Here is a 16,276-nt window from a genome sequence, read left to right as displayed (position 1 = left end):
TGGCCGCGCTTAGCCGATCTGGCCGCGCGCGCCGCCGGTTTGCGCGCGATCCAGCAGCAGATGGTCCAGAAGCACGCAGGCCATCATCGCCTCGCCCACCGGCACGGCGCGGATGCCGACACAGGGGTCGTGCCGGCCCTTGGTCACCACCTCGACCGCCTGCCCCGCCACATCGACCGAGGCGCGCGGCGTCAGGATCGACGAGGTGGGCTTCACCGCAAACCGGCAGACGACCGGCTGGCCGGTGGAAATCCCGCCCAGGATGCCGCCGGCATGGTTCGACCCGAAGGCCAGCCCCTGATTGCCCATCGCCATCTCATCGGCATTTTCCGTGCCGCGCAGCCGGGCCGCGCCCATGCCCTCGCCGATCTCCACGCCTTTCACGGCGTTGATCGACATCATTGCGCCCGCCAGATCCTGATCCAGCTTGCCGTAAAGCGGCGCGCCCAGGCCCGGCGGCACGCCCTCGGCCACCACCTCGATCACCGCGCCGACCGAGTCATGCGCCTTGCGGATCTCGTCCAGATAGCTTTCCCAGGTCGCGGCCATCACCGGATCGGGGCACCAGAACGGATTGCGCTCGATTTCCGCGACATCGAACCGGCTGCGGTCGATTTCATGTTCGCCCACCTGCACCAGATAGCCAGTGATCTTCAGCCCCGGCACCAAAGCCGCCAGCACCGACCGCGCGACGCCCCCCGCCGCCACACGCGACGCGGTTTCCCGCGCGCTGGACCGCCCGCCGCCGCGCGGATCGCGGATGCCGTATTTCAGGTGATAGCTTACATCGGCATGGCCGGGCCGGAACTGCCGGGCGATATCGCCGTAATCCTTCGACCGCTGGTCGGTATTCTCGATCATCAGCGCAATCGGCGTGCCGGTCGTGGCGCCCTCATAGACACCCGACAGGATGCGCACCTCATCGGCCTCGCGCCGCTGGGTCACGAATTTCGACTGGCCGGGCTTGCGCCGGTCAAGCCAGGGCTGGATATCCGCCTCGGTCAGGGCTACGCCGGGCGGGCAACCATCGACCACGCAGCCGATCGCCGGCCCGTGGCTTTCGCCCCAGGTCGTCACGCGGAACAGATGGCCGAATGTGTTCAGGCTCATGGCGGTCTCCTCGGCATCCTTCGAATTGCCTGCGGCAATAGGCCCGGCCCGGCGCTGCATCAAGCCCTTTCCCCGCCCGCAAGAAATCCGTTGCGCGGCGGGCGCGGCTCGTTGCATGGTCATTCAACAAGAAGCCATACCCCGGGGTCTGCCGTGATCGAGGAACGCCGCGCTCTGCAAAGCCCAGCCGCCGGAACGCAGCGCCATCTGACCGCGTTCCTGTTTGCCGGTCCGGCAGAAGGCCCGTCGGTCTATCTGCAGGCGGGGCTGCATGCCGATGAAATGCCGGGCATCCTGGTCCTGCAGCATCTCTTGCCGCTGCTGGAACGGGCCGAGGCCGCAGGCCAGTTGCGGGGCCCGGTGCGGGTGGTGCCGGTCGCCAATCCGATCGGGCTGACGCAATGGGCGCATAACAAGCCGCTGGGCCGGCATGACGGCGATTCGCTGCGCAACTTCAACCGCTACTATCCCGAACTGGCCGCCCTGGCCGGCGACCGGCTGGAGGCGCGGCTGGGCCCCGATCCCGCGGCCAACGCCGCCACGATCCGGGCAGCCTTTGCCGAAGCGCTGGACGAGATGCCGCCGGGAACCGAGGCGGAAGAGCTGCGCATCGCGCTGCTGCAATGGTCCAGCCAGGCCGATATGGTGCTGGATCTGCATTGCGACCATTGGGCGATGATGCATCTTTACGCCTCGCCCGCCCGGCCCGAAGTGACCCGTCTTCTGGCGCGCTCGATCGGCGCGGGCCTGGCGCTGATCGAGGCGGTGTCGGGCGGCAATGCCTTTGACGAGGCGCATACCGTGCCCTGGCTGCAGCTGCGCAACCGCTATGGCGACCGCTTTCCGATCCCGGTCGGGCCGTTTTCGGCGACGCTGGAATATCGCGGGCAGTTTGATGTCGATGACGCGACCGCGGCGCAGGATGCCGCGCATCTGATGACCTTCCTGGCCGCCATCGGCACGCTGGCGGGCGACGTTCCGCCCCCGTCCTTCCCCGAGCCCGAGATCCTGCCGCTGTCGGGCACGGTCGAGTTGCATGCCCCCGCGGGGGGCGTCGTGACCTGGGCCCTGCCGCCCGGCAGCCGCGTCACCGCCGGCCAGACCCTGGGCCATGTGACCGAACCGATGACCCGCCAGCGCCACCCAGTGATCAGCCCGATCGACGGCATCCTGTACCGGCAAGAGCTGTGGCGGGGCTGCCTGCGCGGGCAGGTGCTGGGCGATGTGGCCGGCAAAGACCCCGGCCGCAGCGGAAATCTCTTGTCAGACTGAGAAAGCCGACCAAAGAATTACACAAACGAACAAGAACGGGGAGTGACCGATGAGACGCCTGCTTGCCAAGACGATCGCTGCGCTTGCCCTGACGACGGCACTGGCCGCCGCCCCGGCCCTGGCCCCCTCGGCGGCGTGGGCCGATGACACGCTGGATCGCGGCGTCGGGTCGGAGTGGTCCTCGCTGGATCCGCAGGTGAATTTCGACGCCGCCGCCGGGCTGATCCTGATGGATGCCTATGAGGGGCTGGTCACCTTCGGCCCCGGCGGCAAGATCCTGCCCGGCGCCGCCGAAAGCTGGGAGATCTCGGAAGACGGGCTGACCTATACCTTCCATCTGCGCGACGGGCTGAAATGGTCGAATGGCGACCCGCTGGTGGCGCAGGATTTCGTGGCCTCGGTGCTGCGCACGCTGAACCCCGAGACGCTGTCGGACAAGGGCTATTACTTCTATTCGGTCGTGCAGATCGCAGGCGCCGCGGCGCTTGCCAATCGCGAGACCAGCGATGCCGCGACCCTTGGCGTGACCGCGCCCGATGACCGCAGCGTGGTGATCCGACTGGCCGCCCCCGCGCCGCATCTGCTGAACATCCTGGGCGCCTTCCAGATCCCGCCGCTGCACGGGCCCTCGTTCCAGGCGAACGGCGCCGCGGGATTCACCGACCCGGGCAAGACCGTGTCGAACGGCGCCTATATGTTCAAGGAAATCGTGCCGCAAAGCCATGTGCTGCTGGTGCGGAATCCGAACTACTGGGATGCGGACAACGTCAAGATTCCGCAGGTGAAATACCATGTCACCGAAGATGTCACGACCGAGTTGAAGCGGTTCGAGGCCGGCGAGATCGACGTGACCTATGACGTGCCCGCCGCGATGCTGGACAAGCTGGCCCAGACGCGACCGGACGAGTTGATCCTCTCGCCCGCGACCGAGGTGCTGTATTTCGACTTCAACCTGACGCATGAGCCTCTGAAGGACATCAACCTGCGCACCGCCCTGTCCTGGGCGATCGACCGCGAGACCTTGATGAGCAAGATCGTCAAGACCGGCGCGGTGCCGACCTATTCCTATGCCGGCGGCTTCGACCCCGACTATCACGGGCCGCAGATGCCGGGCGCCGAGCTGACCCAGGCGGAACGCGAGGCCAAGGCACAAGAGCTGTATGCCGCGGCCGGCTATGGGCCCGGCAATCCGCTGAAGCTGACCATCGTCACCACCGTCGCCGAAGACCGGGTGAAGACGGCACAGGGCATTGCGCTGATGTGGAAGAAGGTTCTGGGCGTCGAGGCGCGGGTGAACCCGGTCGAACGCAAGGCCTGGCTGGATTCCTTCTATGCCGGCGACTGGGACGTCTTCGCCGACGATCTGATCGGCGATTTCCCCGGCGCCGAGACCTTCCTCGCCTATATGCGCCCCTCGACCGAACCGGGCTACAACTGGGTGAAGCCGGAATTCGACGCCGCGATGGACAAGGCCGCCACGCTGACCGAGAAGGCCGCCCGCAATGCCGCCCTGGCCGAGGCCGAGAAGCTGCTGCTGGATGACATGATCTTCGCGCCGGTGGCCATCGAATCCTCGCGCATGCTGGTGTCGAGCCATGTGCATGGCTGGGTCCCCTCGGCGCTGGGCTATTACAACAGCCAGTTCCTGACCCTGGATTAAGGGCAGATCATGCTGCGCTTCGTGGCCAGACGGTTGTGGGGGGGCGGGCTGACCCTGGCGGCGCTGGTGACGCTGACCTTCTTCATCATGCGCCTGGCGCCGGGCGGGCCCTTCTCGCGCAATCGCAAGGTCAGCCCGGAAGTGCTTGAAAACATCAAGCGCGCCTTCCATCTGGACGAGCCGATCTGGCAGCAATATGCCCGCTGGGTCTGGGGCCTGCTGCATCTGGACCTTGGCCCCTCGACCCGGTTCCGCGACTATTCGGTGGGCGATCTGATCGCCTCGGGCCTGCCCTATTCGCTGACCATCGGCTTCTGGGCCATCGTCGTGGCCGGGCTGGTCGGCGTGGCGCTGGGCATTGCAGGCGCGCTGCGCCGCAACGGGGCGACGGATTATGCCGCCGGCATCGTCGGGGTGATCGGCATCGCCATTCCGATCTTCGTCCTGGGCCCCCTGGCGCAGGTTCTGTTCGCGCTGAAGCTGAACTGGCTGCCGGTGGGCGGGATCGCGGCGGGCTGGCGCTCGCTGATCCTGCCGATCCTGATCCTGGCCCTGCCGAACATCGCCTATATCTCGCGCCTGACCCGGTCTTCGATGATCGAGGTGATGCGCGAGAATTACGTCCGCACCGCCCGCGCCAAGGGGATCGGACCGCGCCGGGTGCTGACCGGCCATATCCTGACCGGCGCGCTTCTGCCGGTGATCGCCTATCTGGGCCCCGCCACGGCGGCGATCATCACCGGCTCGATCCTGATCGAGACGGTCTTCGCCGTGCCGGGCGTCGGCCGGCATTTCGTCGATGCCGCGCTGAACCGCGACTATCCGCTGGTGATGGGGATCACCATTCTCTACGGCGGGCTGGTGATCCTGTTCAACATCGCGACCGACCTGCTGCGCGGCTGGATCGACCCGCGGGTGCGCAGCCATGGCTGACATCGCCACGCCCCCGCGCCATCTGTCGACCTTCCAGCTGCAGCTGCGCCGCTTTGCCGGGAACCATCTGGCCATGGCCTCGGTCGTGGTGCTGGCGCTGATCGTCGCGCTGTGTTTCCTGGGCCCCCACGCCTTTCCCTTCACCGGGGAAGACGCGGATTTCGACTATATCTCGGCGCCGATCGACTTCACCTCGCCGCATCTGTTCGGCACCGACGATTTCGGCCGCGACCTCTTGGTGCGGGTGATGGAGGGCGGCCAGGTCTCTCTGACCATCGGCTTTCTGGGCGCGCTGACCGCCGGGGTGATCGGCGTCGTCTATGGCGCGGTTGCGGGCTATCTGGGCGGCCGCGCCGACCGGCTGATGATGGCCGGGGTCGAGGTTCTGTATGGCTTCCCCTATGTGATCCTGGTGATCCTGCTGGGGCTTCTGTTCGGCGGCGGCACCGTGGCGCTGTTCGCGGCCATCGTTTTCACCCTGTGGCTGACGCCCGCCGTCATCGTCCGCGCCCAGGCGCAAAGCCTGGCCCGCCGCGAATTCGTCGAGGCCGCGCGCGCCGGCGGCATGACCCGGGCGCAGATCCTGCTGGAACATATCGTGCCGAACTGCATCTCGGTCGTCATCGTCTATGGCAGCCTGCTGGTGCCCGAGGTGATCCTGTCCGAAAGCTTCCTGTCCTTCCTGGGCATCGGCATCAAGGAACCCCAGGCCAGCTGGGGCAACCTGATCCAGGCCGGCACCTCGGCGATGGACACCGACCTGCGGCTGTTGCTGCTGCCCGGCGGGCTTCTGGCCGCGGTGCTGTTCTGCCTGAATTTCATCGCCGACGGGCTGCGCGATGCCTTCGATCCCAATGAGCGGTAACCTTCTGTCCCTGCGCGACCTTGCGGTCGATTTCCGCCTGCCGGGCGGGCTGATGCGCGCGGTGGACCGCGTCAGCCTTGATGTGGCCCCGGGCGAGATCCTGGGCATCGTGGGCGAATCGGGCTCGGGCAAGTCGCAGATCCTGTTCGCGCTGATGGGGCTTTTGGCCAGCAATGGCCGGGTCTCGGGCCAGGCGCTGTTCCAGGGCCAGGACCTGCTGGCCCTGCCCCCCGCCGCGCTGGACCGGGTGCGGGGCGTCAGCCTGTCGATGATCTTCCAGGATCCGATGACCTCGCTGAACCCCTATATGCGCATCGGCGACCAATTGGCCGAGGGGCTGCGCGTCCACAAGGGTCTGGGCCGGGCCGAGGCCGCGAAAGCCGCCGTGGCCATGCTGGACCGGGTGCGCATCCCCGATGCGGCGCGGCGGGCGCGGCAATATCCGCATGAGTTTTCGGGCGGCATGCGCCAGCGGGTGATGATCGCCATGGCGCTACTGGTGCGGCCGGCGCTGCTGCTGGCGGACGAGCCCACCACCGCGCTGGACGTGACGATCCAGGCCCAGGTGCTGGACCTGATCGCCGAGCTTGCGCGCGAGGCCGGAACCTCGGTGATCCTGGTCACCCATGATCTGGGCGTGGTGGCGCGGCTTTGCGACCGGGTGCTGGTTCTGTATGGCGGGCGGGTGATGGAAGAGGGCCCCTGCGAGACGGTCTTTGCCGCCCCTGCGCATCCCTATGCCCGGGGCCTTCTGGCGGCGACGCCGCGGCTGACCGATGCGCTGACGCCGCGGCTGGGCACCATTCCGGGCACGCCGCGCTCGGGCGGGGCGATGTTGCCCGGCTGCCCCTTCGCCCCGCGCTGCACGGTGAAACTGCCCGAATGCGACCTGACCCAGCCGCCCTTGACCGCCCGCGGCCCCGCCCGCCGTGCCGCCTGCCATCTGGGGGGGGCCCAGCCATGAGCCTGCTGGAGGCCCGGGCCCTGTCGGTCGGCTATCGCATCCTGGGTGCTGGGCTTTTCGCCCGCCCGCGGCTTCTGCCCATCGTGCATGACGTCTCGTTCCGGCTGGAGCCCGGCCAGACCCTTGGCATCGTGGGCGAATCCGGTTGCGGCAAGTCCACGCTGGGCCGGGCGCTGATCCGGCTGATCGAGCCGACCGGCGGCAGCGTGCTGTGGCAGGGCGAGGATATGGGGGCCATGCCGGCCGAAACCCTGCGCAAGCGTCGCGCCGAATTCCAGATCATCTTCCAGGATCCGGTCGCCGCACTGGACCCGCGCATGGTGCTGGGCCGCATCGTCTCGCGCCCCCTGGCCACGTTCGAACCCGGGCTCAGCCGCGCGCAGCTGCGCGACCGCGCGGTCGAGGCGCTGGAACTGGTCGGCCTGTCCTCGGATTTCGCGCAGCGCTATCCGCATGAACTGTCGGGCGGTCAGGCCCAGCGCGTCGGCATTGCCCGCGCGATCATCGCCCGCCCGAAGCTGATCATCTGCGACGAGCCGGTCTCGGCGCTGGATGTCTCGATCCAGGCCCAGGTCGTCAACCTGCTGATGGATCTGCAGCGCGATCTGGGGCTGGCGCTGGTCTTCATCTCGCACAACCTGTCGGTGGTGCGCCATATCAGCCATGATGTCATGGTCATGTGTCTGGGCCGGGTCATGGAACAGGCGCCGCGCGACGCCTTCTATGCCAGCCCCCGCCACCCCTATTCCCGCGCGCTGATGCAGGCCGTGCCCGAGCCCGATCCGGTGCTGGAACGCGGCCGCGCCGGTCAGGCCTTGCAGGGCGAACTGCCCTCGGTCGCCAATCCGCCGCCCGGCTGCGTCTTCGCCAGCCGCTGCCCGAAGGCGCGGGATCTGTGCCGCCGCGAAAGGCCCGAATTGCGCCGCGAAGGCCCCCGCGCCACCGCCTGCCATTTCCCCGAGGTGTAAGATGTCCGATCTGGCGAAAGCCTGGGCCGCCCTGCCGCAAATCAGCAATGTCCATGCCTCGGCCGATGGCAAATGGGCCTTCTGGTGCTGGGCCGGCCCCACCGAGACCGAAGAGGTCTGGTGCGCCCCCACCGATGGCTCGGCCCCGCCGGAACGGCTGACCCATGGCACCGACCATTTCCTGATCCGCGACGTGTCACGCGACGGGCAGCGCCTGATCCTGGCCCAGTCGCAGAATGCATCTGAGCGCGACCACCTGCTGCTGCTGGATCGCGGCGCCGGAAACAGCCTGCGGGTTCTGACCCCGCCGCAACAGACGCATTACGTCTATGGCGGCGTGTTCTCGGCCGATGAAGCGGCGGTCTTCTTCATCGCGAATTTCGACTATGCGATGGGCGCGGTCACCCGGGGCGGCTGGCTCTGGCGGCTGGATCTGGCCTCGGGCGCCTTCACCTGCCTGGCCAGATGCGACGCCCCCTTCACCCAAGGCGTGACGCTGTCGCCCGATGGCAGCACGCTTTTGTGGCCGCGCAACCTGCGGGCGCCCGGCGGCACGCAATTCTGGCTGATCGGGGTGGATGGCAGCGCCTTGCGCGAGGTGCTGGCCTATGGCGAGGCCGGGGCGCTGGTGGGCGACTGGCTGTCGGACGGCCGGATCGCCTTTGTCGCCGATACCGGGGATCGTGACATCGCGGGCGTGCTGGACCCCGAGACCCTGCAAGTGACAGAGCTTGCCGCAGAGCCCGAGATCCTGCCCTTCGACATCATTCCCGGCGCCGATGGCAGCTTCGCGCTGATCCACCATGCCCGCCCCGCCACCATCGCCTCGGTCTGGCGCGACGGCACCCTGACGCCCCTGCCGAACGCCTCGGGCCGCCACACCCTGCTGCCCCATGCCGGTCTGCCCGATGGCGGCTTTCTGGCCGAGGCCTATGACGCCTCGGCCCCGCATCAACTGGTCCGCATCCTGCCCGATGGCAGCTGCCTGACCCTGGCCGAAGCCGCGCCCAACGTCACCCGCCGCTACAGCGCCCCGCAGGATTTCCGCTGGACCGCCCCCGATGGCGAAGCGGTGCAGGGCTGGCTTTACCGGCCCGAGGGCAGCCCGAAAGGCCTGATCGCCTATATCCATGGCGGCCCAACCTGGCATTCCGAGGATTGGGTGAATCCCAAGATCGGCTTCTGGGTGCAATCCGGCTATGCCGTCCTTGACCCGAATTATCGCGGCTCCACCGGCTATGGCCGGCGCTGGCGCGAGAAGGTCAAGGAAGATGGCTGGGGCGGGCGCGAGCAGGCCGATATCCGTGCCGGGATCGAGGCGGCCCTGACCGCCGGCATCCCCGGCCCGGTCGCGGTGGCGGGCAATTCCTATGGTGGGTTTTCCTCCTGGTTCCAGGCGATCCGCCATGCCGATCTGGTCACCGCCGCCATCCCGATGTGCGGCATGTACAAGCTGGACATCGACTATGAGGCGACCGGCATGCCCTGGGGCCAAAGCTATTCCGAGGAAATGATGGGCGGCTCGCCGCAGGATTTCCCCGAAAAATACGCCAATGCCAGCCCTGGGACTTTCCTGTCCAACCTGCGCGGCCATATTCTGGTGGTGCATGGGCTGGCCGATACCAATGTCGGCCCGGAAAACACCCATGTCGCGATCCGCGAGATGGAAGACCGCCAGATCCCGCATCGCGTGCTGCTGTTTGCCGATGAAGGCCATGGCGTCTTTCGCCGCGGCAATGTGGAAACCTATCTGGCGGCCAGCGCGGAATTCCTGGCCGACAGCTTCGCGAAAGGGCCGCGTCGCGCCCCGCCGGCCGGCTGAGCGGGGCGCAAATCTCTTTCAGGAAATCTGGCGCCCTACAGAAAGGCGCCCAGCACCGCTTCCAGATTCTCGCCCAGTTCGGGGCACAGATAGCCGCCTTCCTGCACGATCAGCGTGGGCAGGCCCAGGCCGCGGATCGCCCTTCCGATCTGCGCGAAACCCGGCGTGGTCACGCCAAGCCCGGCAAAGGGATCGCCGACAAAGGCATCCAGCCCCAGCGCAAGCACCAGCGTATCCGCCCCCCAGGCGCCGATCCAATCCAGCGCCTGATCCAGCGCCGCCAGAAAGACCGGATCCTCTGCGCCGCGCGCAAGACACAGGTTCAGGTTCGTGCCCTCGCCTTCGCCGGCGCCGATTTCCTCGGGATAGCCCCAGAAGAACGGATAGAACCGCTCGGGGTGGCAATGCAGCGATATGGTCAGCACGCTTGGATCTTCCCAGAACACGCCTTGCGTGCCGTTGCCATGGTGCAGGTCCACATCCAGCACCGCCACCCGGCGCCCGGCCTGCTGCAGCATCCGCGCCGCGATGGCGGTATTGGCCAGATAGCAGAAGCCGCCGGCCAGTTCGGGGAAACAGTGATGCCCCGGCGGGCGGCACAGCGCATAGGCCACGCTCTCGCCCGCCAACATCAGCTGCGCGCCGGCAATGGCCGTCTGGGCCGAGGCATAGGCCGAGCCCCAGGTCGGGCCCGAGATCGGGCAGGAGGTGTCGGTCATGTGGAACCCCGCCTGACCCACCGCCGATTTCGGATAGCCATCCTTGCGGCTGCCAGGATGGATGTTCGGGATCACCTCGTCCGAGGCGCCGTCGATCTGGCGCCAGCGGGTGTGGATGTTTTGCAGGAAGGTCAGATAGCGCTCGGGATGCACCGCCGCGATCGGGCCCATCCCGGCATCACCGGGCGCGATCACCGGCAGGCCCAGCCGCCGCACCCCGCCCAGCAGCGCCTCGATCCGGGCGGGCTTTTCCGGGCAGGGCCTCGGCGCGCCCGAGGACAGGAACATCTGCGGGTCATGCGCACGCTGCGCCTCGCTGAAAATGACTTTCATTGCTTCAGCGCCTCCAGCGCAGCCCCTTCCAGGATCAGATAGTGGCAATCTTCGCGCAGGGCAAAGCCCAGCCGGTCATAAAAGCCCCGCCCCGCCGCATTGCCGCTATGAACGTTCAGCGACACGAACACCGCCCCCCAGCGCGCCCGCGCCTCGGCCTCGGACGCGCGGATCAGCCCCCTTCCCAGGTTCAGCCCCCGCGCCTCGGGGCGCAGATAGAGATCGGCGATATAGGTGCCGACGGCGCCGCGATAGTTGGAATAATCGGGGGTGAAGGTGGAAATCCCCAGCACCTCATCGCCGCGCACCGCCAGGATCACCGCCAGCCAGCCCTTCGGATCGCTGCCCAGATCGCGCAGCAGCGCCTCGTTGCGGGGCGAGGCGAGCCCGCCATCATCCGCCGCCAATGCACAAAGCAGATCCTGCGCGATGCCCCATTCCTCGGGCCGGGGCGGCCTGTAGTCGATCATATCGCCGTCTCCTTCCGGCCCTTCAGACCCAGCATCTCCCGCGCCTCGTCCGGCGTGGCGACCACGCGCCCCAGCGCCTCGACGATGCCGCGGATCAGCCGCACCTGCTGGGCATTCGACTCTGCCAGAACGCCCTTGGACAGATACAGATTGTCCTCAAGCCCCACCCGCACATGCCCGCCCATCGCCGCCGCCATGCTGGCCATCGGCACCTGCGCCCGCCCGGCCGCCAGGACCGAGAACTGATAGTCGGCGCCGAACATCCGGTCCGCCGTGCGTTTCAGATGTGTCAGCGTGTCTGGCTCGGCCGCCATGCCGCCCAGGACGCCAAAGACGAATTGCAGGAAGAAGGGCGGCTGCACCGCGCCGCGCTGGACGAAATGCTGCAGCATGGTCAGATGGCCGATGTCGTAGCATTCGAATTCGAACCGCGCGCCGCGCTCTTCTCCCATCACGTGCAGCACATGGGCAATGTCGCGCGGCGTGTTCTTGAAGATCAGGTCATCCGTGCCCTCAAGGAACGGCCTCTCCCAATCGTGCTTCCAGTCCTTGATCCGCTGCACCATCGGATACAGCGCGAAATTCATGCTGCCCATGTTCAGGCTGCACATCTCGGGCCGGAATTCCATCGGCGCCGCCAGCCGCTGCTCCAGCGTCATGATCGCCGATCCGCCGGTGGTCATGTTGATCACCGCATCCGTCGCGCCCGCGATCCGGGGCAGAAAGCCCCGCCAATGCGCCGGATCGGCCGAGGGCCGGCCGTTGCCCGGGTCGCGGGCATGCAGATGCAGGATGGCCGCCCCCGCCTCGGCCGCGCCGATGGCCTGGGTCGCGATCTGATCCGCCGTCACCGGCAGATGGGGCGACATGGACGGCGTGTGGATCGAGCCCGTCACCGCGCAGGAGATGATGATCTTGGACATGGCACCTAGCCGGTCATCCGCGCCAGGGCCTGCGGTGCGAAGGCCTGCAGCGCGGCGGTCAGCTTTTCCATGATCTCATCCACCTGCGCCGGCGTGGTGATCATCGGCGGCGCGACCAGATAGTGATCGCCCGCATACCCCCCGCGCGAGCGGCGCGGATAGATGATCAGTCCCCGCGCATAGGCCTCTTCGGTCAGAAGGTCATAGGCCTTGAACGCCGGATCGAAGGGTGCCTTGGTCTTGCGGTCGGCCACCACTTCAAAGGCCAGCAGCATCCCGATCCCGCGCACCTCGCCGATGAAGGGGAATTCCGCCATCAGCCCCTCCAGCCGCGCCTTCAGCAAATCGCCGGTCGAAACCGCGTTCTGCATCATCCCCTGCCGCTCGATCTCGTCCAGGACGGCCAGGCCGGCCGCACAGGCCAGCGGGTTGCCCGCATAGGTAAAGCCATGCGCGAAAGGCCCGTGGCGCAGCACCGCATCCACGATCTCGCCCCGCGCGATCATCGCGCCCAGGGGCACATAGCCTGCGCCAAACCCCTTTGAAATCGCGATGATATCGGGCGCGCCGCCCCAGTTCTGACCGGCAAACATATGCCCCGTGCGCCCGCCGCCCGACAGAACCTCGTCATGGATCAACAGGATGCCATGCCGGGTGCAGACCTCGCGCACCGCCTCCATATAGCCTTTCGGCGGCACCAGCGCCCCGGTCGAGGCGCCGCCCACCGGTTCAAGGATGAAGGCCAGCACGGTATCGGCGCCCTCTTCCAGGATCTTCGCCTCCAGCTGGGCCGCGTAATGCGCGCCCGTGGCCGGATCGTCCGGATCCAGCCCGTCCAGCCACCAGCGCGGGGCGGGCACCTTGGGCATGGCGACCATCATCGGCAGATAGGGGTCGGTCAGCGCGTCATAGCCCGAAACCGACAGCGCCCCCAGCGTGCAGCCGTGATAGGACGGATAGCGCGAGATCACCTTCCAGCGCCCGCCCTGCCCCGTGGCCACAGCCCATTCCCGCGCCAGCTTGATCGCCGATTCCACCGCCTCGGACCCGCCCGAGACGAAGAACACCCGGTCCATTCCCGGCCAGGCCAGATCCGCCACCTTCGCCGCCAGCGCCTCGGACGCTTCGGTGACGAAATGCAGCCGGTAGCCGAAGGTGGATTTCTCCATCTGCCGGCGCATCGCCTCCAGCACATGCGGGTTGGAATGGCCGATATTGCACACCATCGCCCCCGAGGATCCGTCGATGAAGCGGTTGCCCTGGGTATCCCACATGTAGATCCCCTCGGCACGGTCCAGAACCGGACGGGGATGGTCGGTCTGGTAGAACAGGTGCGAGCGGCTGTTTTGCAGCATGACGGGTCTCCGGCTGACAGCGCCATAGAAGCGCGCGGCCGGCAATTGATCAATCGGATTATTCCCGCAGGCCCCCGCCGCAATCGGGCCCTTGACTTGAAGTCCACTCAAAGCCGTAGCCTTGGCCCTGTTTTCGGAAAGGTGGGGCGATGAAGATCGGCGAACTGGCGCGACGCTCGGGTCTGACGGCGCATACGCTGCGCTATTACGAACGGATCGGGCTGCTGCCCCGGGCCGGGCGCGATGGGTCGGGCCAACGCGATTATGATGGCGCGGCGCTGGTCTGGATCGCGTTCCTGCGCCGGCTGAAGACCACCGGCATGCCCCTGCGCGAGATGCTGCGCTATGCGCGGCTCAGGGCGCAGGGCGCGGGCACGACGGCGCAGCGCCGCGACCTGCTGATCGCGCATCGCGCGGCCGTGCAGGCGCATCTGGCCGAGCTTCAGGCCTGCCTTGCCAGTCTGGACAGCAAGATCGACGGCTATGAAGCCGCCCTTGAAAGGAGCGAAACGGATGACGGATCCCATCAGCGGTGAAAGCCGGCTTGATCGCGGGCGGCGGGCGCTGGCCCGGATTGACGGCGAGGGCGGCGAGAAGGTGGTGCAGGCGCTGGCCGGCATCGCGCCCGACTTTGCGACCTATCTGCTGGAATTTCCCTTTGGCGACATCTACGCCCGCCCGGGCCTGTCGCTGCGCGACCGCGAAATCGCGACGATCGCGGCGCTGGCGGCGATGGGCACCGCCCAGCCGCAGTTGAAAGTGCATCTGCAGGCCGGGCTGAATGTCGGCCTCAGCCGCGACGAGATCACCGAGATCCTGATGCAGATGGCGGTCTATGCCGGGTTTCCCGCCGCGCTGAACGGGCTTTTCGCCGCGAAAGAGGTGTTCGATGCCGCCCCCGCGCCGGCGGGCTAGGGCGGCCGGGACTGCCGGGGCTGCGGCCCTTGCACCCTGCCGGCAATCTGCCTAGTCTCGGCTTCACCTCGGGGTGCCCTGCACAGGGCTGAGATGCGCGCAAGCGTGAACCCGTCGAACCTGAACCGGATCATACCGGCGGAGGGAAGGTGCATCGGTTTCCCCATGCCCGACCATCCGTCGCATCACTGGAGGAAAGCTGATGAAATCCCCGCTGATCGCGACCGGAGTTCTTGCCCTGACGGCCTTTGCCGCGCAGGCCGAAACCCCTGTCCTGACCGTGCTGACCTATGACAGTTTCATTTCCGAATGGGGACCGGGCCCCGTGGTGGAAAAGGCCTTCGAAGAGGTCTGCGGCTGCGATCTGCGCTTCGTCTCGGGCGGTGATGGCGCGGCGCTGCTGGCGCGGGTGCAGCTGGAAGGCGCGGCGATCGACGCCGATATCGTCCTGGGCCTGGACACCAGCCTGACCGCCCGGGCCGGCGCGACCGGGCTTTTCGCCCCGCATGGCCAGCCCGCCGCCACTGCCCTGCCGGTGGCCTTCGACGACCCCTTGTTCCTGCCCTATGACTGGAGCTGGCTGGCCTTCATCTATGACAAGGCCAGGATGCCCACGCCCCCCGGCTCGTTCGAGGCGCTGGCGGCAAGCGATGCCAAGATCCTGATCCAGGATCCGCGCTCGTCCAGCCCGGGGCTGGGGCTGCTGCTTTGGGTGCAGGCCGCCTATGGCGACCGCGCGGCCGAGATCTGGACCGGGCTGGCCGACAATATCGTCACCGTCACCCCGGGCTGGTCGGAAGCCTATGGCATGTTCCTGGCCGGCGAGGCCGACATGGTCCTGTCCTATACCACCTCGGCCGCCTATCACCGGATCGCCGAGAAGGATGACAGCAAGGATTGGGCGGAATTCTCGGAAGGCCATTACCTGCAGGTCGAGGTGACGGGCATTCTGGCCTCGACCGACCAGATGGATCTAGCCCGGCAGTTCCTGGCCTTCAGCCAGAGCCCGGCCTTCCAGTCGGCGCTGCCCGAAACCAACTGGATGTACCCGGCCACCGCAATTCCGCTGCCCGAAGGCTATGAGGACCGCCGCCCCGCGACCTCGATCCTGGTGGCGCCGGACGAGGCCGAGGCGCTGCGTGCCCCGGCGCTGGACACATGGCAAGCGGCGCTCGCGCAGTAGGCGCGGCGGTCGCGCTGGCGGTGGCGGCGCCCCTGGGTGCCGTCGCCTGGTTTGCCGGCGGGCCGGCGCTGGGGCCGGCGGATCTGGCGGCGCTGCGCTTCACCCTGCTGCAGGCGGGCCTGTCGGCGCTGATCTCTTGCGCGCTGGCGGTGCCCTTGGCGCGCGCGCTGGCGCGGCGGCGCTTTGCCGGCCGCGGTGCGCTGATCACACTGCTGGGCGCGCCCTTCCTTCTGCCGGTGATCGTCGCCGTCATGGGCATTCTGGCGGTCTTCGGCCGCTCGGGCCTGCTGAATGACGGGCTGCAGGCGCTGGGCCTGCCCGGGGTCTCGATCTACGGGCTGCAAGGCGTGCTGGTCGCGCATCTGTTCCTGAACCTGCCCTTGGCGACGCGGATGATCCTGCAGGGCTGGCTGGCGATCCCGGCCGAGCGGCTGCGGCTGGCGGCCTCGCTGGGCTTTGCCCCGGCCGATCTGGCCCGGCATCTGGAACGCCCGATGCTGCGCGACACGCTGCCGGGCGCGCTGGCCACGGTTTTCGCGATCTGCCTGACCTCGTTCGCCGTGTCGCTGATCCTGGGGGGCGGGCCGCGGGCCACCACGCTGGAACTGGCGATCTATCAGGCGGTGCGCTTTGAATTCGATCTGGGCCATGCGGCCGGGCTGGCGCTGCTGCAGGTGATGCTGGGCGCGGCCTCGGCCCTGGCCGCCTGGCATCTGGCGCGCGGGGCGGGCTTCGGCGCCGGGCTGGACCGGGCCTGGCCGATCTTGGCGCCGGGCGGCTGGCG

15 protein-coding genes, 1 pseudogene and 1 riboswitch are annotated in these 16,276 nt (G+C 67.9%); of the genes and pseudogenes, 11 read left to right on the top strand and 5 right to left on the bottom strand.

All coding sequences use genetic code 11. The annotated features are described in order from the left end of the window. Nucleotides 1-9: 9 nt before the first annotated feature. Entirely contained in the window at nucleotides 10-1,110 is a 1,101-nt protein-coding gene (gene aroC, locus K1Y73_RS10755; RefSeq protein WP_225028299.1) for a chorismate synthase, read from the bottom strand. Between the two features lie 153 nt (nucleotides 1,111-1,263). Between aroC and K1Y73_RS10750 the strand changes: the two genes are divergently transcribed. From K1Y73_RS10750 to K1Y73_RS10720, 7 genes are read left to right on the top strand one after another with little or no spacing between them, the layout of a single operon-like run. Continuing rightward, nucleotides 1,264-2,382, top strand: coding sequence for a M14 family metallopeptidase (locus tag K1Y73_RS10750; RefSeq protein WP_225028298.1), 1,119 nt, complete (start codon nucleotides 1,264-1,266; stop codon nucleotides 2,380-2,382). 49 nt (nucleotides 2,383-2,431) lie between these two features. Next, nucleotides 2,432-4,042: a peptide ABC transporter substrate-binding protein gene (locus tag K1Y73_RS10745; RefSeq protein ID WP_225028297.1), complete on the top strand. Its 1,611-nt coding sequence runs from the start codon at nucleotides 2,432-2,434 to the stop codon at nucleotides 4,040-4,042. Between the two features lie 9 nt (nucleotides 4,043-4,051). Continuing rightward, on the top strand, nucleotides 4,052-4,975 hold the full coding sequence (locus K1Y73_RS10740; protein ID WP_225028296.1) for an ABC transporter permease: 924 nt from the start codon (nucleotides 4,052-4,054) through the stop codon (nucleotides 4,973-4,975). Then, on the top strand, nucleotides 4,968-5,840 hold the full coding sequence (locus K1Y73_RS10735; protein WP_225028295.1) for an ABC transporter permease: 873 nt from the start codon (nucleotides 4,968-4,970) through the stop codon (nucleotides 5,838-5,840). Before K1Y73_RS10740 ends, K1Y73_RS10735 begins: the two co-directional genes overlap by 8 nt. Beyond that, nucleotides 5,830-6,804 carry an ABC transporter ATP-binding protein gene (locus K1Y73_RS10730; RefSeq protein WP_225028294.1) on the top strand — a complete coding sequence of 325 codons (975 nt, stop codon included), beginning with the start codon at nucleotides 5,830-5,832 and terminating at the stop codon, nucleotides 6,802-6,804. Before K1Y73_RS10735 ends, K1Y73_RS10730 begins: the two co-directional genes overlap by 11 nt. Beyond that, complete coding sequence (locus K1Y73_RS10725) at nucleotides 6,801-7,772, top strand: ABC transporter ATP-binding protein (protein WP_225028293.1); 972 nt, start codon at nucleotides 6,801-6,803, stop codon at nucleotides 7,770-7,772. The genes K1Y73_RS10730 and K1Y73_RS10725 overlap by 4 nt, the downstream gene beginning before the upstream one ends. Before the next feature lies 1 nt (nucleotide 7,773). Further along, entirely contained in the window at nucleotides 7,774-9,594 is a 1,821-nt protein-coding gene (locus tag K1Y73_RS10720; protein WP_225028292.1) for a S9 family peptidase, read from the top strand. Nucleotides 9,595-9,629: 35 nt separating this feature from the next. Here K1Y73_RS10720 and K1Y73_RS10715 read toward each other — a convergent pair whose 3' ends face one another. The 4 genes from K1Y73_RS10715 to K1Y73_RS10700 are packed head-to-tail and all read right to left on the bottom strand — an operon-like array spanning nucleotide 9,630 to nucleotide 13,394. Then, a complete protein-coding gene (locus tag K1Y73_RS10715; protein WP_225028291.1) occupies nucleotides 9,630-10,646 on the bottom strand; it encodes a histone deacetylase family protein in 1,017 nt (338 codons plus the stop codon). Continuing rightward, entirely contained in the window at nucleotides 10,643-11,116 is a 474-nt protein-coding gene (locus K1Y73_RS10710) for a GNAT family N-acetyltransferase (protein WP_225028290.1), read from the bottom strand. Before K1Y73_RS10710 ends, K1Y73_RS10715 begins: the two co-directional genes overlap by 4 nt. After that, a complete protein-coding gene (locus K1Y73_RS10705) occupies nucleotides 11,113-12,039 on the bottom strand; it encodes a BKACE family enzyme (protein WP_225028289.1) in 927 nt (308 codons plus the stop codon). Before K1Y73_RS10705 ends, K1Y73_RS10710 begins: the two co-directional genes overlap by 4 nt. A gap of 5 nt (nucleotides 12,040-12,044) precedes the next feature. After that, nucleotides 12,045-13,394 (bottom strand): aminotransferase family protein, encoded by a 1,350-nt coding sequence (locus tag K1Y73_RS10700; protein WP_225028288.1) that lies wholly within the window; start codon nucleotides 13,392-13,394, stop codon nucleotides 12,045-12,047. 149 nt (nucleotides 13,395-13,543) lie between these two features. Between K1Y73_RS10700 and K1Y73_RS10695 the strand changes: the two genes are divergently transcribed. The 4 genes and pseudogenes from K1Y73_RS10695 to K1Y73_RS10680 all read left to right on the top strand — a co-directional run. Continuing rightward, nucleotides 13,544-13,930 carry a MerR family transcriptional regulator gene (locus K1Y73_RS10695; protein WP_225028287.1) on the top strand — a complete coding sequence of 129 codons (387 nt, stop codon included), beginning with the start codon at nucleotides 13,544-13,546 and terminating at the stop codon, nucleotides 13,928-13,930. Further along, on the top strand, nucleotides 13,908-14,309 hold the full coding sequence (locus K1Y73_RS10690; RefSeq protein WP_225028286.1) for a carboxymuconolactone decarboxylase family protein: 402 nt from the start codon (nucleotides 13,908-13,910) through the stop codon (nucleotides 14,307-14,309). Before K1Y73_RS10695 ends, K1Y73_RS10690 begins: the two co-directional genes overlap by 23 nt. 59 nt (nucleotides 14,310-14,368) lie before the next feature. After that, nucleotides 14,369-14,473, top strand: a riboswitch (TPP riboswitch). A 38-nt stretch (nucleotides 14,474-14,511) separates the two neighbouring features. Continuing rightward, on the top strand, nucleotides 14,512-15,492 hold the full coding sequence (gene thiB, locus K1Y73_RS10685) for a thiamine ABC transporter substrate binding subunit (protein ID WP_225028285.1): 981 nt from the start codon (nucleotides 14,512-14,514) through the stop codon (nucleotides 15,490-15,492). After that, nucleotides 15,468-16,276 (top strand): annotated as a pseudogene (locus K1Y73_RS10680) (thiamine/thiamine pyrophosphate ABC transporter permease ThiP); the annotation flags it as partial. The gene thiB and the pseudogene K1Y73_RS10680, both read left to right, overlap by 25 nt.

This window comes from Xinfangfangia pollutisoli (genome assembly GCF_020179405.1).
Taxonomy (GTDB): Bacteria; Pseudomonadota; Alphaproteobacteria; order Rhodobacterales; family Rhodobacteraceae; genus Pseudogemmobacter; species Pseudogemmobacter pollutisoli.
The sequence above is the reverse complement of the archived record's forward strand: the minus strand, read 5'-3'. Positions and strand labels throughout refer to the sequence as shown.